Origin of the sequence: Azoarcus indigens (genome assembly GCF_004361735.1) — a bacterium.
Classification (GTDB): Bacteria; Pseudomonadota; Gammaproteobacteria; order Burkholderiales; family Rhodocyclaceae; genus Azoarcus; species Azoarcus indigens.
The window spans coordinates 161,170-184,761 of sequence record NZ_SNVV01000011.1; the positions used below are offsets into that span (position 1 = coordinate 161,170).

The following is a 23,592-nucleotide window of genomic DNA, read 5'->3' on the forward strand; positions in this document are numbered from 1 at the left end:
CAGCGGCTATCCCGCCGGCCGCTACGGCATACGCATCATGTTCAAGGCGGCGGTGGCGCCTTTTGCGGCAAGCTGGTCGGAAGCTGAGCGGGCATGCCGGCTGAGGGTGCCAGCGCGACTTCACTCCGGGATGGGCTTGAATGTGGTGCGGGCCAGCGGTTCCAGCCGGGTGTTCAGGGTATGCAGCAGGCCCAGCAGCTGCTTTTGCTGACTCCTGCCGAGCGGCGCCAGCAACTGGCGGTAGGCGCGCTCCACCCGCGGTTCGGCCTGGTCCCGCAGGGCGCTGCCGGCGTCGGTCAGCGAGATGGCGAGGCCGCGGCGGCTTTGCTCGGTGGCGGCTCGGAGCACCAGACCGCGGGCCTCCAGCCCGCGTAGCAGGTGGGAGATGGTGACCTTGTCCATGCCCAGCGCGCGGGCCAGGCTCGTCTGGTCGTAGCCGGGGCGGGCATAGAGGGCGGTAAGCACCGAGAACTGGGCGGGCGTCAGCTCGATATCGGCGCATGCGCTCTCGAAAATGGCCACCGAGATCTGATGGGCACGACGCAGCAGGAAGCCGGGGCGGGCATAGAGGTTGGTGATCCGCTTGCGCCTGGTGTCGCCGCTGCGGCCGGCAGCGGGGCGTTTCCGCGGCTGGGGATTATTGACGCTCAGCCCGCCTTCCAGCCTCAGATCCGCCGGCAGGTGGAGGGAGTGCAGGCGGGCGCAGCCGGCCTGTTGGGCACAAGCGAGGGCAAGGGCGTCGTCCAGATCCAGGCCATGCTGGCGTGCGAGCAGGCGGGCGTTATCATAGGTGCCGGTGTCCGGGGTGACGACCTCGAACAGTTCGGCAATCAGGGCGGCGAATTCGTCGATCTCCTCCCAACTGCAGTCCATGTCGGCGCGCAGGGCCTGGATGGCGCGGTTCAATGTCGCCTGGCAGGTAAAACCGCCGCGTGCGACCAGCCGCCTTGCCTGTTCCGCACAGGCTTCGTCCGGCGCCAGCAGTTCCAGCTGCATCGAATGGTCGAAGAAATCCTGGCTCATGCCGGGTGGATGGACGGGCAGCGGCCGTGCTGGCAACAACGCTGGGGGAAAGCGGAGGAGCGCTGCCTGGCAGCGGTGTCCGGCTGGGCTGCAAGAAGACCCATGGCGGTGGGGGAGGAGAGAGCCGCGCCCGGGGGCTGGCGCGCATTCCTATAGGCTGGATGCATGGCCGGCGGATGATCCCATGGCGGCTTCGCCAGGGTCAAACCCGGCGCAGGAACGGCGCGGAGCCGCCAAAAGGGCTCCGCGCGGTCCGGGTGCTGAGGTAGATCAGAACTTGTAGCCGAGGCCGACCATGTACACCCAGGGATCGACGTCCACGTCGACCTTCACCTTGCCCAGTGCGTTGTGGTTGACGCTGGCGGTGGTGTCGATGTCGATGCGCCAGACCGCGGCGTTGAACATCAGCTTGTCGGTGATCATGACGTCCATGCCGACTTGCAGCGCGAGGCCCCAGGAGTTCTTCAGTTTCAGGTCGCTGAAGCCATTGGCCTTCTGGCGGCTCGTCAGCTTCTCGTCGAAGAACCAGGTGTAGTTCAGGCCGGCGCCGACGTAGGGCTGGAAGCGGGACTTGGAGTCCAGCGGGTAGAACTGCAGGCTGACGGTGGGCGGCAGGTGCTTGGTTTCGCCGAAGCTGCCGTCGATGGTGCCGGCGGGGACGCCGAGTGCGGCATCCACGCCCTTGATGCCGATCTTGTGGGTGAAGGGCGTGGCGGCCAGCAGTTCGATACCGATCTTGTCGGTGATCATGTAGGTGCCGGTGAGGCCCAGCTGGGTATTGTCGTTCAGGGTCGCCTTGGTGCCGTCAACGGCGGTGCCGTTGATCTTCAGGCGCGAGCTGTCTTCCACCGGACTCACGTTGGCGGCGCCTGCGCGAATGAAGATGTCGCCGGCTTCGTGAGCGTGGGCGAGGGGAGCGGACAGGGCAAGCGCGGCCAGGGACGCAGTGAACAGTTGTTTACGCATGGACTGACTCCAGTCGAATCGAACGGCCGATGTTGGCCGGCGCTCATGCTAGGCAGCCGCGGGATATCGATATTGACTTGGCTCAATTGCCACTTAATTCGTAGGGTTATGGCGACAAAAAATAGAGGACTTGGTTCCGGTAGTACCGAATCGCATTGCGTGGGGAAGGCCGCGCTTCCCATCAGCCAATAAAAAAGGCGCCCCGAAGGGCGCCTTGGATGGAACCGGAGGAGAGGCCGGCTCGGAGAAGCTGCTTAGTGGTGGTAGGCGGTTTCGCCGTGGGACGTGACGTCCAGGCCTTCGCGCTCTTCCTCTTCCGGCACCCGCAGGCCGACCAGCAGATCGACGATCTTGTAGGCAACGAAGGAGACCACGGCGGACCACACGATGGTGAAGATCACGCTCTTCACCTGGATGGCGACTTGCGCGCCGATGGCGAAGTCGTCGCCCTTCACGCCGCCGAAGGCGGAGGAGGCCAGCACGCCGGTCAGGATGGCGCCGACGATGCCGCCCACGCCGTGGACACCGAACACGTCGAAGGCGTCGTCCGCACCCAGCATGCGCTTCAGGCCACTCACGCCCCACAGGCAGACGAAGCCGGCGATGAGGCCGAGGACGATGGAGCCCATCGGGCCGACGAAGCCGGCAGCCGGGGTCACCGCGACCAGGCCGGCAACCGCGCCGGAGGCCGCGCCGAGCATGGAGGGCTTGCCCTTGAACAGCGCTTCACCGGTGATCCACGCCAGGGTGGCGGCGCCAGTGGCCAGCACGGTGTTGATGAAGGCCAGGCCAGCGATGCCGTTGGCCGCACCGGCGGAGCCGGCGTTGAAGCCGAACCAGCCCACCCACAGCAGGGAGGCGCCGATCATGGTCATCGTCAGGGAGTGCGGGGTGAAGGCTTCCTTGCCGAAGCCGACACGCTTGCCGAGCACATAGGCACCCACCAGGCCGGCGACACCGGCGTTGATGTGGACCACGGTACCGCCGGCGAAGTCCAGCGCGCCATCGGCACCCAGCAGGCCGCCGCCCCAGACGATGTGGGCGATGGGCACGTAGCTGAAGGTGAACCACAGCACGGAGAACAGGATCACCGCGGAGAACTTGATGCGCTCGGCGTAGGAGCCGACGATCAGCGCGGTGGTGATCGCCGCGAAGGTGGACTGGAACACCACGAAGACGAGCTCGGGGATGGTGGGCAGCATGCCGGACATGGTGTCGGCGGTGATGCCGTTCAGGAAGATCCGTTCCAGGCCGCCGATGAACTTGCCTTCACCCGAGAAGGCCAGGCTGTAGCCGTAGATGCACCACAGGACGGTGATCAGGGAGAAGATCACGAAGACCTGCATCAGCACCGACAGCATGTTCTTGCTGCGGGCGAGGCCGCCATAGAACAGGGCGAGGCCGGGGATGGTCATCAGGATGACCAGCATGGTGGAGGTGAGCATCCAGGCGGTGTCACCCGTGTCGAGCTTGGGCTCGGCGGCGGCAGGTTCTTCGGCCGCCGGGGCCTCTGCGGCAGCGGCCGGTGCCGCAGCAGGCGCTTCGGCTGCCGGCTCGGCGGCTGGCGCCGCGGTTTCCTGGGCGTAAACGCCGCCCGCAAAGCCGACGGTCAGCGCCGTCAGCAGGATTGCAAATAGTTTTTTCATTCCCTTGTTCTCCCTTACAGCGCGTCGGCGCCTGTTTCACCAGTACGGATACGGATGGCCTGCTCGAGGTCGAAGACGAAGATCTTGCCGTCACCGATCTTGCCGGTCGAAGCGGACTTCTCGATCGCTTCGATCGCCTGGTCGAGCAGGTCGTCGCGGATGGCCGCCTCGATCTTCACCTTGGGCAGGAAGTCGACGACGTATTCCGCGCCGCGGTAGAGCTCGGTGTGGCCCTTCTGGCGACCGAATCCCTTGACTTCGGTGACGGTGATGCCCTGGACGCCGATGGCGGACAGGGCCTCACGCACCTCGTCGAGCTTGAATGGCTTGATGATGGCGGTGATGAACTTCATATTGCTTCTCCTTTTGCCCGGCCGGGACGACGCTCGTCCCGTATCCGGAGTTGATGGTCAGAAGGACTTGGTTACCGAGAAGATGTAGCGGGCGTCGGCGTCAACCGAGTCCTTGTGGCTGATGTCGGTATCCACGTAGTGCAGGCCGAAGTCTACGCCCCAGTAAGAGGCGGTCACGCCCAGCTTCCAGTCGTAGTAGGACTTGCCAGGGCCGGTGATCATCTGGTGGCCGTAGTGGCCATCGAGGCTGATGCCATCGGCGACCTCATAGGAGGCGGACAGGTCGAAGTACTGGCTGCCCTTGGAATCCGGCGCGCCGAACAGGTCGGTGAAAGCGTGGGAGTACTTGAAGGACAGGAACTTCCAGGACAGGCCCACGTAGCCTTCCAGGGTGTTCGGGTTCTTGAGGCCGGTCCCTGCCTTCCAGGCGCTGCTATAGCTGCCCGGGTAGTAGTACTGCAGCAGGCCGACATCAAGCCCGAAGTCGCCAAACTCCTTCGAGTAACCACCGTAGAAATCTAGTTCCAGGCTGCTACCGGAAGATGAACTGAATGTCGAATCCTCTTTTCTTGCGGCATGCTCCACGTCGCGCAGCCAGGAGATGCTGGAGCCCCAGGTGCCGAGGTAGAAACCGCTGGAATGCTTGAAGTCGAACCCACCCTGCAGAGCCGGGCCTTCGTCGGTCTGGCTGATACCGCGATAGGCGTAATCGCTGGTCAGGCTGACGTTGGCACTGAACGGGCTCTCCTCCTGGGCATGGGCGACACCGGTGCCAATCAGTTGCATAGAAGCGAGGACTGCGATTGCGAGACTGCTCTTGCGCATGGCTTTTATCTCCTAGTTGAACGGGTGGTGTTTTTCGCAGGGGGAGCTATGCACGCGCCGTGCCAGCTCGGGGAAAAGCCGCTGAAATAAGGGCTTGCAATTAGATGGGGAACGCATGCGAGCAGAATCTTGCACTGCGGCGCGGGGCGGGGTGAAAACCGCCAGGGTTTATGCACTTTTTTGGTGCATTGAAATGTAAGGTAAGCACCAAAAAGGCCGATGCGGCGCCAGCAGCGGCTTTCAGCCCCATCGCGGTGCTAGACTTTGGCGTTTCCCGAACATCCGGATCCTCTGCGGCCATGACTACTCCCCGTATCCTCGACGAGATCGGCGCCAAGCTCTCCGAACTGGCGGCCGGCAACCCTGCCCGCGACATCGAAAAGAACGTCCGCGCCGTGCTTACCGGCGCTTTCGCCAAACTGGACCTGGTGACCCGGGAGGAATTCGAAGTCCAGCGCGAAGTCCTGGCACAGACCCGCAAGCGCCTGGAGGAGCTGGAGGCGCGCGTGGCCGCGCTGGAAGCCGAGCGGGCCGGCGGCGGCGTCTGAGCCGGCGCAGCGCCTCCTTTCCCCCGGTTGCGCCGGGGGCTTCCCCGGCGTGGTTCATCAGGTCAGCACCCGCTCTATCGCTGCTGACAGGCGGGCAGCCAACTTGCGGTAGCCTGCCGCATTCGGGTGGATTTCGTTCAGCCAGTCGCCGCTGTTGCCGCGCGCGCCGGCGGCGGCCGGCTCCAGCGTGCCGCGGGTGTCCACCACATGGAAGGCTGGCAACTCGCGCTCCAGTTCCAGCAGCACATCTCCCAATAGATCCAGCAGATGCCTCGCCAGTGCCGGCCATAGCGTCTCCGGCACCTTCCTCTCGACGAAGTTGGGCATCAACCACGGCTGGGTGACCGGCACGAAGAGGAAATTGCCCGGCGCCGGCCGCGCCGTCGGGTAGTCATAGGTATGGGCGATGACGGGCTTGCCGGCATTGACGCTGCCAGGCGCATCCCGCAGCGCGACAATTTCTTCCATGCCCTGGCGGATGCGGGCGCGAAAGCGCGCCAACTCCTCCGGGTCTATGCAGTCCTTCACCGGCGTGTCGGCAGCGGGTGATTGCACCACCAGCTTATCCACCTTGTTCACCAGATCGTTGCCGCCGGCGCTGAGCAGGATGGCGTCCCAGTCCGACGCCCAGTTCGGATGCGCCAGGCGGCGCGCGAACTCCTTGTTGCCCGCCACCTGCGCCATGTTGCTCAGGGTGTCGCCCGGGTAACCCAGGTTCAGCAGTACAGAAGGCCGTGACAGGCTGAGCTCGTACAGATAGCTGGAAGAGGGAATGGCCCCGATGGTGAACCACGAATCCCCTTCGGCGAGGAAGCGCCAGGTGTAGGCCTGCTTGTCGTCCAGCCGGGATTGCGCATCTTCGTTGTTGAGGTTGGTCGCCTGGATGACGTCCACCGCGTATCGGGCCATGTTCCTGCATCTCCTGTGTATGCCTGCCCCGGATGAGGCAATGACACAGGAACAATAGAAGCTATACGCCATGATGTCGATGGCGTTTTGCGGTGCAGCGCAGCTGGCGGCCCAGACGGCGCGACTGGGGTTTCCCGCGGTTATGGCCGGATTAGCAATTTGGCATAATCCGGGCTTTCTGCCAGGGAGTGCCGAATGTCGCTTGCGTTGGTCCGTGCCAGGGCCGTGGATGGCCTGGCGGCCCCGGAGGTCATGGTGGAGGTCCATCTGGCGAACGGCCTGCCCACCTTCAGCCTGGTCGGCCTGCCGGATACCGAGGTGCGCGAGGCGCGTGACCGGGTGCGGGCTGCCATCACCACCTCCTGCTTCGAGTTCCCCGCCCGGCGCATCACCGTCAACCTCGCGCCGGCGGATCTGCCGAAGGAGGGCGGCCGTTTCGATCTCGCCATCGCGTTGGGCATCCTTGTTGCGTCCGGCCAGGTGCAAGGCGCCCGCCTCGACGAGTACGAGTTCTGCGGCGAGTTGTCGCTGGATGGCAGTCTGCGGGGCGTGCGCGGGGTGCTCGCCGCCGCGCTGGCGGCTGGCCGGGCAAGGCGCAACCTGGTGGTGGCAGCGGACAATGCCCACGAGGCGGCGCTGGCGCGGACGGTGTGCGTGCGGCCGGCTGCTGGCCTGCTGGCGGTGTGCGCCCACCTCAACGGTCATGAGGAATTGCCGCTGCAGGCGCGGCCCCCCGCCCAGGCAGGAGAGGGCGAGAACGGGCCTGACCTCGCCGACGTGCGCGGCCAACTGCAGGCCCGCCGCGCGCTGGAGGTGGCCGCGGCGGGTGGGCATTCGCTGCTGCTGTTCGGCCCGCCTGGCACCGGCAAGTCCATGCTGGCCCAGCGGCTGCCGGGCTTGCTGCCGGCAATGGACGAAGCGGAGGCGCTGGAGGTGGCGGCGCTGCATTCGCTGGATGGCGAGTTCGATCCGGGGGATTGGGGGCGCCGGCCCTTCCGCTTTCCGCATCACTCCGCTTCCAGCGCTGCCATCGTCGGCGGTGGCGCCTCACCTCGGCCAGGCGAGATCTCGCTGTCCCATCATGGAGTCCTGTTCCTGGACGAACTGCCGGAGTTCGACCGCAGAGTGCTGGAGGCCCTGCGCGAGCCGCTGGAGACCGGCGTGGTGACGGTGGCGCGGGCCAGGCGCAAAGCCATCTTTCCCGCGCGTTTCCAACTGGTGGCGGCGATGAATCCCTGCCCCTGCGGCTACGCCGGCCATCCCCGGCGGCCGTGCCGGTGCACACCGGATCAGATTTCCCGCTACCGTGGCCGCCTCTCCGGACCACTGCTGGACCGTATCGACCTGATGATAGAGGTGCCGGCGCCCACCCACGACGAACTGGTGGGCGCCGTCCCAGGCGAGACGACCGCTGTGGTGCGTGCGCGGGTCGCCCAGGCGCGGGCGCGGCAGCAGCAGCGCCAGGGCGTGGCGAACGCCCGGCTGGAGGCGGCCGCGGTAGAGGCGTACTGCATGCCGGACAGCGCTGCCGCCAACCTGCTGCGGGAGGCGATGATGCGTCTCAACCTGTCGGCGCGGGCGTATCATCGCGTGCTTCGGGTGGCCCGCACGCTGGCCGATCTGGCCGGTGTCGAACGTCCTTCCGCAGCCCACGTCGCCGAAGCGATCCAGTATCGCAGGGGGTTCGAGGAGCGCCGGCGGACAGGCGCCTGAGCCTTCCCCCCTGACAGACCGGAAAAACAAGAATGCCCGTTTCCAGCCCCATGTTGGCGGCGCTGCTGGCCGCCCTGTCGGCGGTCGGCCCCTTCGCCATTGACACCTACCTCCCCGCCTTCGCCCAGATGGCCGCCGCCCTGGGCGCCACCCAGCTGGAGATCCAGCAGACGCTGACCGCCTACATGGCGACCTTCGCCTTCATGGTGCTGTGGCATGGCGCGCTGGCCGACCGCTATGGCCGCCGCACGGTGCTGCTCGCCACCAGCGGCATGTTCGCGGTGTCTTCGGCGCTGTGCGCGCTGGCGCCGTCGGTGGAATGGCTGTGGCTGGGGCGGGCGATACAGGGGCTGTGCGGCGGTGCCGGCATGGTGGTGGGGCGGGCGGTGATCCGCGACCTGCACGAGGGGCCGCAGGCGCAGCGGCTGATGTCGCGGGTGATGGTGATCTTCGCCATCGCGCCGGCGATCGCGCCCATGGTCGGCGGCGGCCTGCTGGCGCTGGGCGGCTGGCGGACCATCTTCGTCTTCCTGACCCTGTTCGGCGTGCTGCTCACCTGGCTGACCTGGCGCTACCTGCCGGAGACGCTGGCGGAAGCGGCGCGCCAGCCCTTGCACCCCGGCGAACTCGCCCGTGCTTACTGGAAGGTGCTCACCCATCCGGCCTTCCTGCTGGTGGCCAGTGCGGTGGCGCTGAAGTTCAACGGCTTCTTCCTCTACGTGCTGTCGGCGCCGGTGTTCGTGATGCAGCACCTGGGCCTGGCGGCGACCGACTTCGGTTGGCTGTTCGTGCCCTCGGTTGCCGGCATGATGCTGGGTTCCATGCTCTCCGGCCGCATGGCGGAGCGGTGGACGCCGCGGCGGGCGATCGCGATCGGCTTCGCCGTCATGATCTTCGCCGCCGGCTTCAATCTGCTGGTGGCGGCCTTGCTGGTGCCCGGCCTGCCCTGGTCGGTGGTGCCGATCGCCGTCTTCACCTTCGGCATGTCGCTGGCGATGCCGGCGCTGACGCTGCTCGCGCTGGAAATCTTCCCGGCGCGGCGCGGGCTGGCGTCCAGCTGTCAGAGCTTCCTGCAGGTTGGCCTCAATGCGCTCACCGCCGGCGCGTTGGCGCCGCTGCTGTGGCAATCGACGCTGTCGCTGGCAGCGGGGATGAGCTTGTTCCTGGCGCTGGGGCTGCTGGCCTACCTTGGCTGGGAGCGGGTGACCGGGCTGCGCCCGCCGGGCTGAGGCCTGCGCCTCAGCACTGCTCCCAGGGCAGGCCGTCGTGCCGCCAGCCGTTCAGGGTGTTGCGGTGGTGGTGTTCGTCCAGGTCGCCCTCGAAGCCATGGACGATGTTGAAGACCTGGCTGAAGCCGGCGGCGATCAAGGCCTGCGCCGCCATTTCCGAGCGGTTGCCGCTGCGGCAGAGCAGCAGCAGCGGGCGTTTGCGGTCGCCGGCGAGCTTCTCGACGTCGCTGACGAAGTCGGGGTTCACCGCCCATTCCGGCCCGTCGTTCCAGGGAACGTGCCGTGCCGCCGGCGGGTGGCCGACGAAGTGGTGCTCGATCTCGCTGCGCACGTCGATCAGCAGCGCGTTCGGGGTGGTCTGCAGGTAGGCGTGGGCCTCCCTGGGGCTGAGTTCCTTCATCATGCTTCTCCTTTAGAGAAGCATTATATTCTGTAACGGCAATACGGCCGGCGGGGCCGCGTGGCGGGATTCCCGCCGGCTCAGGCCGGTTCGTCCAGCTCGCCGAGATAGGCGGCGCGCACCTTGGGATCGGCCAGCAGCTCGGCGCCGCTGCCGCTCAGGGTGATCTGGCCGGACTCCATGACGTAGGCGCGCTGGGCGAACTCCAGCGCCAGGTTGGCGTTCTGCTCCACCAGCAGGATGGTGACGCCCTCCCGCGACACCGACTGCACCACCTCGAAGATCTTCTCCACCACCAGCGGCGCCAGCCCCATCGAGGGTTCATCCAGCAGCAGCAGGCGAGGCCGCGACAGCAGCGCCCGGCCGATGGCGACCATCTGCTGCTCGCCGCCGGACAGGGTGCCGGCCACCTGGTGCAGGCGCTCCTTCACCCGCGGCAGCATGGTGTAGATGCGCTCCAGGTCGGCCTCCACGCCGGCGCGGTCGCGGCGGGTGTAGGCGCCCATGCGCAGGTTCTCTTCCACCGTCAGCCGGGTGAAGATGCCGCGGCCTTCCGGTACCAGGGCGATGCCCTGGCGCAGGCGCTTGTGCGCCGGCAGGTTGGCGATGGGCTTGCCTTCGTAGGCGATGCTGCCGCCGACGATGGGCAGCACGCCGGCGATGGCGTTCAGCGTGGTGGTCTTGCCGGCGCCGTTGGCGCCGATCAGGCACACCAGCTCGCCATGGTGCAGTTCCAGGCTGATGCCTTTCACCGCCTGGATGCCGCCGTAGGCTACCTGCAGAGCTTGCAGTTGCAGCAGCGGCGTCTTCTCTTCAGTGGGCATGCTTGCCTCCGCCCAGATAGGCCTTGATCACCGCCTCGTCGCGCTGGACCACCGCCGGCACGTCCTCGGCGATCTTGCGGCCGAAATCCAGCACCGCCACGCGGTCGCACAAGCCCATGACCAGTTTCACATCGTGCTCGATCAGCAGCACGGTGACGCCATCGCCGCGGATTTGCTCTATCAGTGCCTTGAGGCGGCCGGTCTCGGTGGCGTTCATGCCGGCGGCGGGCTCGTCCAGCGCCAGCAGGCGTGGCTCGGTGGCGAGGGCGCGGGCGATCTCCAGCCGGCGCTGGTCGCCGTAGGAAAGGTGGCGGGACACGGTGTCGGCGAAGCGCTCTATGCCGACGTAGCGCAGCAGCTCGTAGGCGCGCTCGGTGGTTTCGCGTTCCTCCTCGCGGGTGTGGCGGTTCTGGATGAGGATGCCCCAGATGCCGGCCCGGGTGCGGATGTGATGGCCGGCCATCACGTTTTCCAGCGCGGTCAGCTCGCGGAACAGGCGGATGTTCTGGAAGGTGCGGGCGATGCCGCGCGCCACCACCCGGTGCGGCTTGCCGGTGGGTAGCTCGCCGCCGTCGAAGGCGAAGCCGCCGCCATCCGGCGTGTAGGCGCCAGTGAGCACGTTGAAGAAGGTGGTCTTGCCGGCGCCGTTGGGGCCGATCAGGCCGTAGACCTCGCCCTCGCGTATGGTCAGCGAAACGTCCGCCAGCGCCTGCAGGCCGCCGAAGCGCTTGCCGATGCCGCGGGCTTCCAGCAGCGTCTTCATGGCTGGCTGCTCCGGTGCAGGTTCTCGGGATGGGCGTAGCGGGCGCGGGCGGGGATCAGCCCGGTGGGGCGCAGCAGCATCATCAGGATCATGGCCAGCGAGAGCAGCAGCATGCGCAGCACCTCCGGATCCAGCAGCACATGGCCGAACACCGCCTGCTGCAGCGGTACCGCGATGTGGCGCAGGATTTCCGGCAGCAGCGCGAGCACGAAGGCGCCGATCACCGCGCCGGCGATGTTGCCCATGCCGCCGAACACCACCATGGTCAGCACCGCGATGGATTCCATCAGCGAGAAGGATTCCGGCGACACGAAGCCCTGGAAGGCGCCGAACAGGCAACCGGCGACGCCGCCGAAGGTGGCGCCCAGGGCGAAGGCGAGCAGCTTGAGGTTGCGGGTGTTGATGCCGATGGCCTTGGCCGCCAGCTCGTCCTCCCGCATTGCCGCCCAGGCGCGGCCCACGCGGGAGATCTGCAGCCGGCGGATGAACAGGATGGAGCCGGCGACGCAGGCGAGGAATGCGTAGTAGTAGAGGAACAGCGAGTTGATCGCGAAACGCTCGGTGATCTGCAGGTTCTGCGACAGATCCCAGCCGAACAGCACGATGGGGTCGATCATGCCGATGCCCTGCGGGCCGTTGGTGATGTTCACCGGGTAGTTCAGGTTGAGCATGAAGATGCGCACGATCTCGCCGAAGCCCAGGGTGACGATGGCGAGGTAGTCGCCCCGCAGCCTCAGCACCGGAAAGCCCAGCATGATGCCGGCGAGCGCGGCGAAGGCGGCGCCCAGCGGCAGCACCAGCCAGAAGGGCAGATGCACCTCGAAATGCGGCGAGGCGAGGAAGGCGAAGGTGTAGGCGCCGACCGCGTAGAAGGCGATGTAGCCCAGGTCCAGCAGGCCGGCGAAGCCCACCACCAGGTTCAGGCCCAGCGCCAGCATCATGTAGAGCAGAGCGAAGTCCAGGATGCGCACCCAGCTGCGGCCGAACTGCCAGGCGATCAGTGGGGCGGCGATGGCGAGGATGAGGATGAGCCAGCGGGCGGCGGCGGGGTTGCGCTTGCCCAGCCAGGGCACGGCGGCGGCGAGTTCGTTCATGCTTGCGTCCTCAGGCCCGGTCCGACACCCGTTCGCCGAGCAGGCCGGTGGGCCGGAAGATCAGCACCAGGCCCAGGATGATGAAGGCGAAGATGTCCTGGTAGGACGAGTTCAGGAAGCCGAAGGTGAGGCGTTCGATGTAGCCGGCGCCGAAGGATTCCACCAGGCCGAGCACGATGCCGCCCAGCATGGCGCCGCCCAGGTTGCCGATGCCGCCCAGCACCGCCGCGGTGAAGGCCTTCAGCCCCGGCATGAAGCCCATGCCATAGTGGGCGATGCCGTAGTTGCTGGCGTACATCACCCCGGCCACGGCGGCGAGGCCGGCGCCGATGATGAAGGTGAAGGCGATCACCGCGTTGGTATCCACGCCCATCAGGCTGGCGGTGCGGTGGTTCTCCGCGGTGGCGCGCATCGCGCGGCCGATGCGGGTGCGGTTCACCAGCAGGGTGAGGCCTATCATCAGCAGCGCCGAGACGACGATGATGACGATCTGCACCGGGGTCACGAATACGCCTTCCACCGGTTGCAGCGGCGTGGTCGAAATCAGCTGCGGGAAGGTGTGGTAGTTGCGGCCCCAGATGATCATCGCCAGCGTCTGCAGCAGGAAGGACATGCCGATGGCGGTGATCAGCGGCGCCAGCCGCGGCGCGTTGCGCAGCCGCCGGTAGGCCAGCCGCTCCATGGTGTAGCCGATCAGCATGGAGACCGGGATCGCCACCAGCAGGGCCAGGGTGAGCATGGCCACCGGCGACATGCCGGGCGCCACGCCCATCAGGAAGAGCATGGTCTGCAAGGCCGTCATGGCACCCACCATCAGCACGTCGCCATGGGCGAAGTTGATGAGGCCGAGAATGCCGTAAACCATGGTGTAGCCGAGTGCGATCAGCGCATACACGCTACCGATCACCAGCCCGTTGATCAGCTGCTGGAGGGTTTCTGCGTCCATCGTGCCCCTTGTACCTTTCGCGCCGGATTCAGCGAATTGATTGGCCGGTGTGAAGAGGACGCAAGGCTTGCAGCCGTGGCTGTGCAGGTGGGCCGCAAGCCTTGCGTCCCGGACCGGGCGCCCGCGCGGGCGCCCGGCCGGCGGGTGCTTACAGCGGAACCCAGGCGCCGTCCTTGAACTGGTAGACGGTGATGGAGCCCTGCTTGAGGTCGCCCTTGTCGTCGAAGGAGATATTGCCGATCACGCCGTCGAAGTTCACCTTCTTCAGCTCAGGCAGGTATTTGGACGGTTCCGCCGAGCCGGCCTTTTCCATCGCGGTGATGATGGCGGTGGCGGCGTCGTAGGCGTAGGGCGAGTAGATCTGCACGTCGGCGTTGAAGCGCTTCTTGTAGCGGGCGCGGAAGTCGGCGCCGCCGGGCATCTTCTCGATCGGCAGACCGGCCATGGAGCAGTAGGCGTTGGCGCCGATGGCGTCGCCGGCGAGCTTGATCATTTCCGGGCTGCAGCTGCCGTCGCCGGAGAGGAACTTGGCGGTGATGCCCAGTTGCTTGAACTGGCGCAGCATCGGCCCGGCCTGGGCGTCCATGCCGCCGAAGAAGATCACGTCCGGATTGGCGCTGCGGATCTTGGTGAGGATGGAGTTGAAGTCGGTAGCCTTGTCGGTGGTGAATTCCCGCGCAACGATCTGGGCGCCCGCGCTCTTGGCCGCCTTCTCGGTTTCGTCCGCCAGGCCCTGGCCGTAGGCGGTGCGGTCGTCGATGATGGCGATCTTCTTCGCCCCCAGGTTTTCCACCGCGAACTTGCCCAGCACCGAACCCTGCTGCACGTCGTTGGCGATGGTGCGGAACACGCCGGGGTACTTCTGCTGTGTCAGCTTGGGGTTGGTCGACGCCGGCGTGATCTGGGCGATGCCGGCCTGATGGTAGATGCGCGAGGCCGGAATGGAGGTGCCGGAGTTCAGGTGGCCGACCACCGCCTTGACGCCGGCATCCACCAGCCGCTGGGCCACGGTGGTACCGGTGCGCGGATCGGCCTGGTCGTCTTCGCCCATGAATTCCAGCTTCACCGGCTTGCCGCCTATGGTGACGCCGCGGGCATTGGCTTCTTCCAGGGCCAGGCGGGCGCCGTTCTCGAGGTCCTTGCCGAGGTGGGCGATGGTGCCGGTGAGCGGCGCGGCGGCGCCTATCTTCACGACTTCCTGGGCATGGGCGGCGCTCAGGCCGAGACCGAGAATGGCAGCTGCAATGAGAGTTTTTTTCATACCTGTTCCTCCTGCGTAAGGGTGAAACCGGGTTTCCTGGCTTTGTGCGGGCAATCGCGTTGCGGGAAACGCGATGCGGGAGTCGCGGCGCTGCACTTCGCCGGCTGGGGGGCGAAAGTGTCCGTATTCTGCCTAAAAAATTGTCTCTGGCGCATGCGTGCTGGTTTTTGTAGGGGCAAAGGAGCGGGGCAGCCCCGGGCGCTTGAGGGGCGCATGAATCGTGCCAGCGGGAATGGGCGGTCAAGCCGGGGACGGAGCCGTTCCCCCACGCCGTTCCTGGGCCGCCAGGTAACGCTGGCGGTGCGGCTGCACCTTTGCAGTGCATGCGGTGCCCACGCCCATTTGCAAAAGGGGGCGGGAAGCGGGATTCTTGCCGCTCCCCGGACGACGCCCGGAACGGTACGCCATGAAACGCCTGCTCCTCATTCTCTGCTCCCTGCTCGCCGCCATTGGCTTGCCCGCCTGCGACTACTTCGCCGTGCGCGATCTCAAGCCTGGCGTTTCCACCGTGGCGGAGGTGAGGGCGCGGCTGGGCGAACCGCAGACGGTATGGCCGAATGCGGATGGCACTACCACTTGGGAGTATTCCCGACAGCCCCAGGGCGCCGAGTGCTACATGGCCACCATAGGTACGGATGGCGTGCTTTTGCGGCTCGAGCAGGTGTTGAACGAAGCCAGCTTCGCCCGGGTCGAATCCGGCATGAGCCAGGACCAGGTGCTGCGTCTGCTTGGCCGGCCAGCGTCTCGCCAGCACTTCGCGCTGAAGCAGGAAACCGTGTGGGAGTGGCTGGTAGACCGTGGCGACACGGATGCGCCGCGCTACTTCACCGTCAGCTTCGGCGAAGACGGGCTGGTGCGGGGCAGTGGCCGCTACAGCCGTCCCCGCGGCTGAATCGCTCCGGCAACAACAAGGGAAGACATGAAGCTGCCCTTCCTTCATCGCCTGCCCGTATTCCTTGCTGTCCTGTTGCTGGCGGGCTGCAGCGCCTTCGCTCCGCCTCGGCCCTATACCAGCGAAGCCGAAGTGCTGGCCGCGCGTGGTCACCCTACGCAACGCTGGAACAACGCCGATGGCAGCACCACCCTGCAGTACGCCACCCAGCCTTTCGGTGAGAGCTGCCTGATGGTCACGGTGGACGCCCAGGGCCGCGTGCTGCGGCAGGAGGACGGCCTGAGCGACGCCGGGCGGGCGAAAGTGAAGGTGGGCATGAGCAAGGAGGAGGTCAACCGCCTGCTCGGCGCGCATCGCTCGGTGCAGTACTTCGCCCTGTCGCGGGAAGAGGTGTGGGACTGGAACATCGAGAATACCGGCCCCGGCATCGCTACCCTGTTCAATGTGCACTTCGTCGATGGCCGCGTCGTCCGCACCAGCCAGACCTACATCCACTTTCCTTTCTGAGCCCCTCTATCCGCCTTTATCCCAGGAACGGCCATGAAACCGCTAGCCCTTCTTCCCAAGCTCGCCAATGGCACACTGCTGCGCGTCCTGCTGGCGCTGCTGGCCGTCTCGGCCCTGTCCGGTTGCGCCGCCTTCGCGCCGCCCCGCCCCTACACCACCGAGCAGGAAGCCATCGCCGAACGGGGCGAACCCACCCGCCGCTGGGACAACGGCGATACCACCCATACGCTGGAGTTCTCCAACCAGCCGGATGGCCCCTCCACGCTGATGGTGCAGGTGGATCAGGGGGGCATTGTGCTGCGGCAGTGGGATGCGCTGTCCGCCGCCAACCTGGCGCGGGTCAAGCGCGGAATGACGCAGGAGGAGGTTTCCCGCCTGCTGGGCAGCCACCGCTCGGAGCAGACCTTCCCCTCGTCCCACGAGGTGGTGTGGGACTGGAGCGTGGCCGAGCGCGGCTATGGCTCGACCGCCTTGTTCAATGTGCACTTCGTCGAGGGCAAGGTTGCGCGCACCAGCTATACCTATTCCTATCCGCCGAACTGGGATTACTACGACCCCTGGGGCCCCTGGGGGCCTTATCCCTACCCGGGATATCCTTTCCACCCCCGCCGCTGGCCCGGTTCGCCCTGGTGGTGGTAGCGCGGGCCGCGGTGGGATGATGCCGCCGCCAGCCTTGGCAAGCATGGGCCTCCCTCGCTAAACTTCCGCCCCTCTGCCAAGGAGCGCTGCGACCCGGAGACCGGGCCAGGCTTGGCAACCGAACAACGGCGCTCGCAAACCCCATCCGGTTTGTGGCGCCGTTCGCTTTTGCGGGCCGCGCTGCGCCGGGATACTCGTTTCACCGGGACATGCCCATGCAAGCCGACCGCTCCGAAGAACTCCGCCAGCACCTCGCCCGCCGCATCCTGATTCTGGACGGCGCCATGGGTACCATGATCCAGCAATACAAGCTGGGCGAGGCGGACTACCGCGGCACACGCTTCCTCGACCATCCGCGCGACCTCAAGGGCAACAACGACCTGCTGGTGCTGACGCGGCCGGACGTGGTCGGCGAGATCCACCGCGCCTACCTCGAGGCCGGCGCCGACATCATCGAGACCAACACCTTCAACGGTACGCGCGTCTCCCAAGCCGAGTACGGGCTTGAGGGCCTGGCCTATGAGATCAACGTGGCTGGTGCCCGCCTGGTGCGCGAGCTGTGCGACGAATACACCGCGCAGAATCCGGACAAGCCGCGCTACTGTGCCGGTGTGCTGGGGCCGACCTCCCGCACCCTGTCCATCTCGCCGGACGTGAACGACCCCGGCTACCGCAACATCGCCTTCGACGCGTTGGTGGACGACTACTACGACTCCGCCCGTGGCCTGGTGGAGGGCGGCGCCGACCTGCTGCTGATCGAAACCGTGTTCGACACCCTGAACGCCAAGGCGGCGGTGTTCGCCATCGAGAAGCTGTTCGACGACTTCGAGCGCAACGGCGGCCACCGCCTGCCGGTGATGGTCTCCGGCACCATCACCGATGCCTCCGGCCGTACCCTCTCCGGCCAGACCGCCGAAGCCTTCTGGAACTCCCTGTCGCACGCGCAGCCGATCTCCTTCGGCCTCAACTGTGCGCTGGGCGCCAAGGAACTGCGTGCCTACGTGGAAGAACTATCGCGGGTCTGCGACACCCATGTGTCCGCACACCCGAATGCCGGCCTGCCCAACCCGCTGGCGCCCACCGGCTATGACGAAACGCCGGAGCAGCTGGCCGAGGCGGTGGGGGAGTGGGCGCGGTCCGGCCTGGTGAACATCCTCGGCGGCTGCTGCGGCACCACGCCGGCCCACATCGCTGCCATCGCCCAGGCGGTGGCCGCGGTGCCGCCGCGCAAGGTGCCGGAGATCGAGAAGAAGCTGCGCCTGTCCGGCCTGGAGCCCTTCAACATCGGGCCGGACAGCCTGTATGTGAACGTCGGCGAGCGTACCAATGTCACCGGCTCGCGCGCTTTCGCCCGCATGATCCTGGAAGGCCGCTTCGACGACGCTCTGGCGGTGGCTCGCCAGCAGGTTGAGAACGGCGCCCAGGTCATCGACATCAACATGGACGAGGCGATGCTGGACTCCAAGGCGGCGATGGAGCGCTTCCTCAAGCTCATCGCCTCCGAGCCGGACATCTCCCGCGTGCCCATCATGATCGACTCCTCCAAGTGGGAGGTGATCGAGGCCGGGCTGAAGTGCATCCAGGGCAAGGGCATCGTCAACTCCATCTCGATGAAGGAGGGCGAGGCCAAGTTCCTGCACGAGGCGCGGCTGGCGCGGCGCTACGGCGCGGCGGTGATCGTCATGGCCTTCGACGAGAAGGGCCAGGCCGACACCTACGCGCGCAAGATCGAGATCTGCGGCCGCGCCTATGCACTGCTCACCGGCATTGGCTTCCCGCCGGAAGACATCATCTTCGACCCCAACATCTTCGCCATCGCCACCGGCATCGAAGAGCACGACAACTACGCGGTCGACTTCATCCAGAGCGTGGCCTGGATCCGGGCCAACCTGCCCTACGCCAAGATCTCCGGCGGCGTTTCCAACGTCAGCTTCAGCTTCCGCGGCAATGAGCCGGTGCGCGAAGCCATCCACACCGTGTTCCTCTACCACGCGGTGAAGGCCGGCATGACGATGGGCATCGTCAATGCGGGCATGCTGGGCGTGTATGACGACCTGGATCCGGTGCTGCGCGAGAAGGTGGAGGACGTGGTGCTGAACCGCCATCCGGGGGCCGGCGAGGCCCTGGTGGAACTGGCGCAGACGGTGAAGGAAGGCAAGGCCAAGGACACCGGCCCCGATCTCGCCTGGCGCGCCTGGCCGGTGGAGGAGCGCCTCAAGCATGCGCTGGTGAAGGGCATTACCGAATTCGTCGTCGCCGACACCGAAGAGGTGCGCGCCAGCCTGGCGGCGGCCGGCAAGCCGCCGCTGGCCGTGATCGAAGGCCCGCTGATGGCCGGCATGGACGTGGTCGGCGACCTCTTCGGCGCCGGCAAGATGTTCCTGCCCCAGGTGGTGAAGTCTGCCCGCGTCATGAAGCAGGCGGTGGCCCACCTCATCCCCTACATCGAAGAGGAAAAGCTGCGCACCGGCGCCACCAGCAAGGGCCGCATTGTCATCGCCACGGTGAAGGGCGATGTGCACGACATCGGCAAGAACATCGTCGGCGTGGTGCTGGGCTGCAACGGCTACGAGGTGATCGACCTCGGCGTCATGGTGCCGGCGGACAAGATCCTCAACGCCGCCAAGGAACACGGCGCGCAGGCCATCGGCCTGTCCGGGCTGATCACGCCCTCGCTGGAAGAAATGAGCCACGTCGCCGCCGAAATGCAGCGCCAGGGCTTCGAGGTGCCGCTGCTCATCGGCGGCGCCACCACCAGCCGCGCCCACACCGCCATCAAGATCGCGCCCCACTACCAGCAGCCGGTGGTGTACGTGCCGGATGCCTCGCGCGCGGTCGGCGTGGTCACCGCGCTGCTGTCCGAATCGGGCGCCGAGGAGTTCCGCCTGCAACTCGCCGCCGACTACGACAAGATCCGCGCCCAGCACGCCAACAAGAAAGGCGTGCAACTGGTCAGCCTGGAGGCTGCCCGCGCCAACGCCTACGATCCGCTGTCGGTCGAAGGCTACGTACCGTTTGAGCCCAACACCCTGGGCGTGATCACGCTGGACGTGGACCTGGAAGACCTGCGCGACTACATCGACTGGGTCCCCTTCTTCCAGACCTGGGACCTCGCCGGCAGCTTCCCCCGGATCCTCGACGACGAAATCGTCGGCGAAACCGCGCGCAGCGTGTTCGCCGACGGCCAGGCCATGCTGGAAGACCTCATCGCCGGCCAGTGGGTGCAGGCGCGCGCGGTGTTCGGCCTCTTCCCCGCCAACAGCGTGGGCGACGACATCGAGTTCTACGCCGACGAATCCCGCAGCACCGCCATGATGAGCTGGCACGGCCTGCGCCAGCAGCACGAACGCCCGCCCGGCAAGCCGCACTGGTGCCTGGCCGACTTCATCGCCCCCAAGGCCAGCGGCGTGCGCGACTGGTGCGGTGCCTTCGCCGTCACCGCCGGCCTGGGCATCGAACACAAGCTCGCCGAGTTCGAAGCCAGCCACGATGACTACCACGCCATCATGCTCAAGAGCCTCGCCGACCGCCTCGCCGAAGCCACCGCCGAATGGCTGCACGAACGCGTGCGCAAGGAATACTGGGGCTATGCCGCCGACGAGCAGCTCGACAACACCGCGCTCATCAAGGAGCAGTACAAAGGCATCCGCCCCGCGCCCGGCTACCCCGCCTGCCCCGACCACACGGTAAAGGCAGCGCTGTTCCAGTTGCTGAACGTCCCCACCAACACCGGCATGGGCCTCACCGAATCCATGGCCATGACCCCGGCCGCCGCAGTCAGCGGCTTCTACTTCGCCCACCCGGAAAGCCACTACTTCGCCATCAGCAAGATCGGCAAGGATCAGCTTGCCGACTGGGCGGGGCGCACCGGCTTGAGCGAAGAGGCGGCGGCGCGCTGGCTGGCGCCGCTGTTGTAAGGCGGCTTAAAGGCGGTCGATGGGTGACACCACTCCTCGGCCGCCCCCGTTCAGCACATGGGTGTAGATCATCGTGGTCGACACGTCGGCGTGGCCGAGCAGTTCCTGCACGGTGCGGATGTCGTAGCCGCCTTCGAGCAGGTGAGTGGCGAACGAATGGCGCAGCGTGTGCACCGTGACATGGCGGGCGATGCCGGCTTTTTTCACCGCATTGCGCAGCGCGCGCTGCAAGCGCTCTTCGTACAAGTGATGCCGCCTGCGCACGCCAGAACGCGGGTCGACCGAGAGCGTCGGCGATGGCCAGACCCAGAACCAGGGCCAGGATTCCGCTGCACGCGGGTATTTGCGCGCGAGGGACTCTGACATCTCCACACCGGGAATCCCGTCCGCGCGGTCCTGCGACCACAGGTGATGCGCCCTGCGCAACTGCTCGCGCAAGGCGTTGCTGCATCGGTCGGGCAGCATCACGATGCGGTCCTTGTTGCCCTTGCCTTCGCGCACCACGATCAGCCTGCGTTGAAAGTCGACATCCTTTACCCGCAGCCGCAGCGCTTCCATCAGGCGCATCCCTGTGCCATAGACAAGGCGTGCCAGATCGGCGATGGGGCCTTCCATCGCATCCAGCAATGCGCTCACCTCTTCGCGCGACAAGACCGACGGCAGCCGAACCGGCGTCTTTGGTCGCTCGAACGCCGACAACCAGGGTAGATCGACACCCAACACGTTGCGATAGAGGAACAGAAGCGCAGCCAATGCCTGCTTGTGGGTGGAGACCGCAACCTTCCGTTCCGTCGCAAGCCAACTCAAGAACTGCTCAACCTCGGTCGCACCCATCTCGCGAGGGTGGCGCACGCCGTGGAAGCGGACGAAGGCGCGAACCCAATAGACATACTGCTGCTCGGTTCGTAAGCTGTAGTGCTTGTACCGAATGCGTTCCCGAACCTGGTCGAGCAACCGGATCGCCGTCAACGGAGGAGCAGGTGGTTCGCTCCGAGGTCTGCGGGGTTTGTCGATTGAGTTATGACTGTTCATAAATACAGTATATTCATGAAACGCCATTGTCATAAATAACTTCGTCCTGCGGGGGCCGACCGGATATATCGCAGGGTTCAGAACGAGTCCGCGGATCTGCGGGCTAAAACACGTTAGCTTTATATTCGACTATAGAGAAATTGTATGAGTGAAAAGAAGAAGTACTCGCTGCTAACAAGTTCGGACATAGAGGCGGGTCTAAAGGATGCTCGCTTTCAAAAAGAAGATATTTCACTTATAAGAGATAAAGAAGGAAGGATTGTCAGGCATTTGCCTGTGACGAGCATTCAAGACGATGTCCTCCCACCGTCAATTATACAAATTAACAGTACCTATATATATCAGGCTGATATTCGCCCAGTAATAGAGGCACTCATTGAAACTAGAAATGTTGAGATTTTTCAAGATCTATCCGAAAAATATCAAACAGTCATTGATAGCCTGACATACTATAGAGACCACAAATCTCGCTTAGATGAGCTTAACTCTAAGTCTCTTGATGCATCCTCAGTATTTGAAAAACGTGTTGGAGTCTTTCTTAACGCTATAAATGTAAGTGATCTGGAAAAAACAGACATTAAGAGCTGTATAGAAATGCTTGACTCTTATTTGAATATAATTTTTGTATATCTAATTAGTGCGTATTGGATTCATGATAAAAACGTATCTAAAGATACCATTGCAGGTAGAAAAATTGCAGACCTTGATAATCAGGTGCGGCACATATATGAGCAACTGCTTGCAGACTCTAGTGTGAATAAAGAAGGCACAAACATAATCCCAATGCACAATTCGTTGTACGCTAGGTATTTGCTATCAGAAAAGAATGGAATGAAAGAGATTGAGAGACTTATCAAGCATGACTCTAGGTTTTCTTCGCCAATGGATTTTATGGGCTTTATAAAGCATTGTTTTTTTGAGAAAAAAGACTCTTATTATGACTACAATCGTCAATATCAAGTGCCTGAAAAATATGAAATATCAATCAATTTAGGCGCGATTGATAAATCTACAGAAAAAAGAGTTGAGTTTTCGCAGAGACTTTTTGAAATTCTTGAAAAAATTGAGATGCTGAGAAATATACACTCTGAGCTGATTGAGGTCGGAGATATTGATTTCGGTACTATTGAAGTATATTCGGAATCTGAAGCTAACAATGCGCTCCAACTGACCACCATTCCGCTTGCGCTGCATGGCGGCAGTTGAGCTTAGCGTTAGTGCGCATCCCAAATGTGGCCATTTTCTTCCAAGAAAAAAGAACAGGATTGGGGTAAGTTCTTGGGTGACTTGCCTCCTCCATCAAGAAAGCAAAGGCTAATTGAAGAGTGCAAGAAATACGACGTGTCAGTCCATATTGATGATGCCTCAGAGGCATCAACCGGCATATATGCTGAACTTCGAGGCGTTGCATCCGAGGCCGAGCTGGAGCGCCGATTGGTTGCGAAGCGCGCAGTGAAACAATCAGCCAAGGCAAATTGGATAGCAGGTTTTGCGCTTTTAGTTTCGCTTATTTCACTGGCAGTATCTTTCTGGAGTAAATAGGCACATGCGCTCTAACCCTCCGCTCGAGTTCGCCCCCTTCGGGGGCTGGGACGCGCCTATGGCGCGCCCCTCAGCTACACGTTAGGCTAGGCAATGCAAAAGCCAGTCCTTGACCTTATATCGCTCGGCGCTCTACCGTCAGAAAAGTCTGCAACGGTTAGTCAAATGGAGGTCATCGAATCATTGGTGCTGGCCATTCAAAAGCCGGTCACGAATCAAGAGGCCGAAGCGCTAGTTTCTATATTTGGAGGTGATGGATGCTTTGGCATCGCTTGGTCTGTGTTGCATCTTATTGAAACGGCCCCTGGCTGGCCCATCAAGAAATGTCTCACCATATCTGAGAATATTTGGGTTTCTATGCTCATAGAAAGGTCGGCAAATGCGGGCCTGCTGTGAGTGTTCGCCTAACAATTCCTATATGGACTCCCCCGTAAATCAAGACGGATCGTGTTTCTGACTTTCCGGGACGAATCACCTGCAGTCGTATATCCGGCATCTGTGGTGGGTTCTGAATGACCCGTGCCGACATGGAATCTGCCCGCGAAGCGCCAATCGGTACAAGC

Annotated in this window: 23 protein-coding genes and 1 riboswitch; of the genes, 10 read left to right on the forward strand and 13 right to left on the reverse strand. The window is 64.4% G+C overall.

The genetic code is table 11. From position 1 onward, the window contains the following. Positions 1-120: 120 nt before the first annotated feature. The 5 genes from C7389_RS14050 to C7389_RS14070 form a co-directional block, all read right to left on the reverse strand. Positions 121-1,023 carry a MarR family transcriptional regulator gene (locus tag C7389_RS14050; protein WP_133592495.1) on the reverse strand — a complete coding sequence of 301 codons (903 nt, stop codon included), beginning with the start codon at positions 1,021-1,023 and terminating at the stop codon, positions 121-123. Positions 1,024-1,293: 270 nt separating this feature from the next. Next, the gene (locus C7389_RS14055; protein WP_133592497.1) at positions 1,294-1,989 is read right to left on the reverse strand and encodes an OmpW/AlkL family protein; all 696 of its coding nucleotides are present in this window, start codon (positions 1,987-1,989) and stop codon (positions 1,294-1,296) included. A gap of 254 nt (positions 1,990-2,243) precedes the next feature. Beyond that, positions 2,244-3,635, reverse strand: coding sequence for an ammonium transporter (gene amt, locus C7389_RS14060; RefSeq protein WP_133592498.1), 1,392 nt, complete (start codon positions 3,633-3,635; stop codon positions 2,244-2,246). Between the two features lie 14 nt (positions 3,636-3,649). Then, positions 3,650-3,988 (reverse strand): P-II family nitrogen regulator, encoded by a 339-nt coding sequence (gene glnK, locus C7389_RS14065; RefSeq protein WP_133592500.1) that lies wholly within the window; start codon positions 3,986-3,988, stop codon positions 3,650-3,652. A gap of 57 nt (positions 3,989-4,045) precedes the next feature. Further along, positions 4,046-4,813, reverse strand: a complete 768-nt coding sequence (locus C7389_RS14070) for a TorF family putative porin (RefSeq protein ID WP_133592502.1) — start codon at positions 4,811-4,813, stop codon at positions 4,046-4,048. A 299-nt stretch (positions 4,814-5,112) separates the two neighbouring features. Between C7389_RS14070 and C7389_RS14075 the strand changes: the two genes are divergently transcribed. Then, positions 5,113-5,361: an accessory factor UbiK family protein gene (locus tag C7389_RS14075; RefSeq protein WP_133592504.1), complete on the forward strand. Its 249-nt coding sequence runs from the start codon at positions 5,113-5,115 to the stop codon at positions 5,359-5,361. Between the two features lie 57 nt (positions 5,362-5,418). Here C7389_RS14075 and C7389_RS14080 read toward each other — a convergent pair whose 3' ends face one another. Next, positions 5,419-6,270 carry a GDSL-type esterase/lipase family protein gene (locus C7389_RS14080; RefSeq protein ID WP_162851746.1) on the reverse strand — a complete coding sequence of 284 codons (852 nt, stop codon included), beginning with the start codon at positions 6,268-6,270 and terminating at the stop codon, positions 5,419-5,421. A 195-nt stretch (positions 6,271-6,465) separates the two neighbouring features. On the opposite strand from C7389_RS14080, the gene C7389_RS14085 reads away from it, so the two are divergent. Both C7389_RS14085 and C7389_RS14090 read left to right on the forward strand, forming a co-directional pair. Next, positions 6,466-7,983, forward strand: a complete 1,518-nt coding sequence (locus tag C7389_RS14085; RefSeq protein ID WP_133592508.1) for a YifB family Mg chelatase-like AAA ATPase — start codon at positions 6,466-6,468, stop codon at positions 7,981-7,983. 32 nt (positions 7,984-8,015) lie between these two features. Then, the gene (locus tag C7389_RS14090) at positions 8,016-9,212 is read left to right on the forward strand and encodes a multidrug effflux MFS transporter (protein ID WP_133592510.1); all 1,197 of its coding nucleotides are present in this window, start codon (positions 8,016-8,018) and stop codon (positions 9,210-9,212) included. Positions 9,213-9,222: 10 nt separating this feature from the next. Here C7389_RS14090 and C7389_RS14095 read toward each other — a convergent pair whose 3' ends face one another. From C7389_RS14095 to C7389_RS14120, 6 genes are all read right to left on the reverse strand, one after another. Further along, positions 9,223-9,615: a rhodanese-like domain-containing protein gene (locus C7389_RS14095; protein ID WP_246034771.1), complete on the reverse strand. Its 393-nt coding sequence runs from the start codon at positions 9,613-9,615 to the stop codon at positions 9,223-9,225. Positions 9,616-9,692: 77 nt separating this feature from the next. Further along, a complete protein-coding gene (locus C7389_RS14100) occupies positions 9,693-10,436 on the reverse strand; it encodes an ABC transporter ATP-binding protein (protein ID WP_133592512.1) in 744 nt (247 codons plus the stop codon). Next, a complete protein-coding gene (locus tag C7389_RS14105; RefSeq protein ID WP_133592514.1) occupies positions 10,426-11,199 on the reverse strand; it encodes an ABC transporter ATP-binding protein in 774 nt (257 codons plus the stop codon). Before C7389_RS14105 ends, C7389_RS14100 begins: the two co-directional genes overlap by 11 nt. Then, positions 11,196-12,293, reverse strand: a complete 1,098-nt coding sequence (locus tag C7389_RS14110) for an ABC transporter permease subunit (protein WP_133592516.1) — start codon at positions 12,291-12,293, stop codon at positions 11,196-11,198. Before C7389_RS14110 ends, C7389_RS14105 begins: the two co-directional genes overlap by 4 nt. 10 nt (positions 12,294-12,303) lie before the next feature. Beyond that, positions 12,304-13,239, reverse strand: a complete 936-nt coding sequence (locus C7389_RS14115) for a branched-chain amino acid ABC transporter permease (protein ID WP_133592518.1) — start codon at positions 13,237-13,239, stop codon at positions 12,304-12,306. A 148-nt stretch (positions 13,240-13,387) separates the two neighbouring features. Further along, positions 13,388-14,500: a branched-chain amino acid ABC transporter substrate-binding protein gene (locus C7389_RS14120; RefSeq protein ID WP_133592521.1), complete on the reverse strand. Its 1,113-nt coding sequence runs from the start codon at positions 14,498-14,500 to the stop codon at positions 13,388-13,390. 406 nt (positions 14,501-14,906) lie between these two features. Between C7389_RS14120 and bamE the strand changes: the two genes are divergently transcribed. From bamE to metH, 4 genes are all read left to right on the forward strand, one after another. Further along, positions 14,907-15,392: an outer membrane protein assembly factor BamE domain-containing protein gene (gene bamE, locus C7389_RS14125; RefSeq protein WP_133592523.1), complete on the forward strand. Its 486-nt coding sequence runs from the start codon at positions 14,907-14,909 to the stop codon at positions 15,390-15,392. A 27-nt stretch (positions 15,393-15,419) separates the two neighbouring features. Then, positions 15,420-15,899 carry a hypothetical protein gene (locus C7389_RS14130; protein WP_133592525.1) on the forward strand — a complete coding sequence of 160 codons (480 nt, stop codon included), beginning with the start codon at positions 15,420-15,422 and terminating at the stop codon, positions 15,897-15,899. A gap of 33 nt (positions 15,900-15,932) precedes the next feature. Beyond that, entirely contained in the window at positions 15,933-16,538 is a 606-nt protein-coding gene (locus C7389_RS14135; RefSeq protein ID WP_246034772.1) for a hypothetical protein, read from the forward strand. Between the two features lie 72 nt (positions 16,539-16,610). Continuing rightward, a riboswitch (S-adenosyl-L-homocysteine riboswitch) is annotated at positions 16,611-16,679 on the forward strand. Between the two features lie 74 nt (positions 16,680-16,753). Further along, positions 16,754-20,455 (forward strand): methionine synthase, encoded by a 3,702-nt coding sequence (gene metH, locus C7389_RS14140; protein WP_133592527.1) that lies wholly within the window; start codon positions 16,754-16,756, stop codon positions 20,453-20,455. Positions 20,456-20,461: 6 nt separating this feature from the next. Here metH and C7389_RS14145 read toward each other — a convergent pair whose 3' ends face one another. Further along, positions 20,462-21,487 (reverse strand): integron integrase, encoded by a 1,026-nt coding sequence (locus C7389_RS14145; protein ID WP_133592529.1) that lies wholly within the window; start codon positions 21,485-21,487, stop codon positions 20,462-20,464. 144 nt (positions 21,488-21,631) lie between these two features. On the opposite strand from C7389_RS14145, the gene C7389_RS14150 reads away from it, so the two are divergent. The 3 genes from C7389_RS14150 to C7389_RS14160 all read left to right on the forward strand — a co-directional run bounded on the left by C7389_RS14150 (position 21,632) and on the right by C7389_RS14160 (position 23,425). Continuing rightward, on the forward strand, positions 21,632-22,693 hold the full coding sequence (locus C7389_RS14150) for a hypothetical protein (RefSeq protein WP_133592531.1): 1,062 nt from the start codon (positions 21,632-21,634) through the stop codon (positions 22,691-22,693). 24 nt (positions 22,694-22,717) lie between these two features. Continuing rightward, positions 22,718-23,029, forward strand: a complete 312-nt coding sequence (locus C7389_RS14155) for a hypothetical protein (protein ID WP_133592533.1) — start codon at positions 22,718-22,720, stop codon at positions 23,027-23,029. Positions 23,030-23,194: 165 nt separating this feature from the next. Next, complete coding sequence (locus tag C7389_RS14160; protein ID WP_133592535.1) at positions 23,195-23,425, forward strand: hypothetical protein; 231 nt, start codon at positions 23,195-23,197, stop codon at positions 23,423-23,425. Positions 23,426-23,592: the final 167 nt, after the last annotated feature.

Bases quoted from the DNA above. Each gene is read 5' to 3' on its own strand.
- C7389_RS14050 (WP_133592495.1), bottom strand. From the start codon at position 1,023: ATGAGCCAGGATTTCTTCGACCATTCGATGCAGCTGGAACTGCTGGCG.
- C7389_RS14055 (WP_133592497.1), bottom strand. From the start codon at position 1,989: ATGCGTAAACAACTGTTCACTGCGTCCCTGGCCGCGCTTGCCCTGTCC.
- amt (WP_133592498.1), bottom strand. From the start codon at position 3,635: ATGAAAAAACTATTTGCAATCCTGCTGACGGCGCTGACCGTCGGCTTT.
- glnK (WP_133592500.1), bottom strand. From the start codon at position 3,988: ATGAAGTTCATCACCGCCATCATCAAGCCATTCAAGCTCGACGAGGTG.
- C7389_RS14070 (WP_133592502.1), bottom strand. From the start codon at position 4,813: ATGCGCAAGAGCAGTCTCGCAATCGCAGTCCTCGCTTCTATGCAACTG.
- C7389_RS14075 (WP_133592504.1), top strand. From the start codon at position 5,113: ATGACTACTCCCCGTATCCTCGACGAGATCGGCGCCAAGCTCTCCGAA.
- C7389_RS14080 (WP_162851746.1), bottom strand. From the start codon at position 6,270: ATGGCCCGATACGCGGTGGACGTCATCCAGGCGACCAACCTCAACAAC.
- C7389_RS14085 (WP_133592508.1), top strand. From the start codon at position 6,466: ATGTCGCTTGCGTTGGTCCGTGCCAGGGCCGTGGATGGCCTGGCGGCC.
- C7389_RS14090 (WP_133592510.1), top strand. From the start codon at position 8,016: ATGCCCGTTTCCAGCCCCATGTTGGCGGCGCTGCTGGCCGCCCTGTCG.
- C7389_RS14095 (WP_246034771.1), bottom strand. From the start codon at position 9,615: ATGATGAAGGAACTCAGCCCCAGGGAGGCCCACGCCTACCTGCAGACC.
- C7389_RS14100 (WP_133592512.1), bottom strand. From the start codon at position 10,436: ATGCCCACTGAAGAGAAGACGCCGCTGCTGCAACTGCAAGCTCTGCAG.
- C7389_RS14105 (WP_133592514.1), bottom strand. From the start codon at position 11,199: ATGAAGACGCTGCTGGAAGCCCGCGGCATCGGCAAGCGCTTCGGCGGC.
- C7389_RS14110 (WP_133592516.1), bottom strand. From the start codon at position 12,293: ATGAACGAACTCGCCGCCGCCGTGCCCTGGCTGGGCAAGCGCAACCCC.
- C7389_RS14115 (WP_133592518.1), bottom strand. From the start codon at position 13,239: ATGGACGCAGAAACCCTCCAGCAGCTGATCAACGGGCTGGTGATCGGT.
- C7389_RS14120 (WP_133592521.1), bottom strand. From the start codon at position 14,500: ATGAAAAAAACTCTCATTGCAGCTGCCATTCTCGGTCTCGGCCTGAGC.
- bamE (WP_133592523.1), top strand. From the start codon at position 14,907: ATGAAACGCCTGCTCCTCATTCTCTGCTCCCTGCTCGCCGCCATTGGC.
- C7389_RS14130 (WP_133592525.1), top strand. From the start codon at position 15,420: ATGAAGCTGCCCTTCCTTCATCGCCTGCCCGTATTCCTTGCTGTCCTG.
- C7389_RS14135 (WP_246034772.1), top strand. From the start codon at position 15,933: ATGAAACCGCTAGCCCTTCTTCCCAAGCTCGCCAATGGCACACTGCTG.
- metH (WP_133592527.1), top strand. From the start codon at position 16,754: ATGCAAGCCGACCGCTCCGAAGAACTCCGCCAGCACCTCGCCCGCCGC.
- C7389_RS14145 (WP_133592529.1), bottom strand. From the start codon at position 21,487: ATGAACAGTCATAACTCAATCGACAAACCCCGCAGACCTCGGAGCGAA.
- C7389_RS14150 (WP_133592531.1), top strand. From the start codon at position 21,632: ATGAGTGAAAAGAAGAAGTACTCGCTGCTAACAAGTTCGGACATAGAG.
- C7389_RS14155 (WP_133592533.1), top strand. From the start codon at position 22,718: ATGTGGCCATTTTCTTCCAAGAAAAAAGAACAGGATTGGGGTAAGTTC.
- C7389_RS14160 (WP_133592535.1), top strand. From the start codon at position 23,195: ATGGAGGTCATCGAATCATTGGTGCTGGCCATTCAAAAGCCGGTCACG.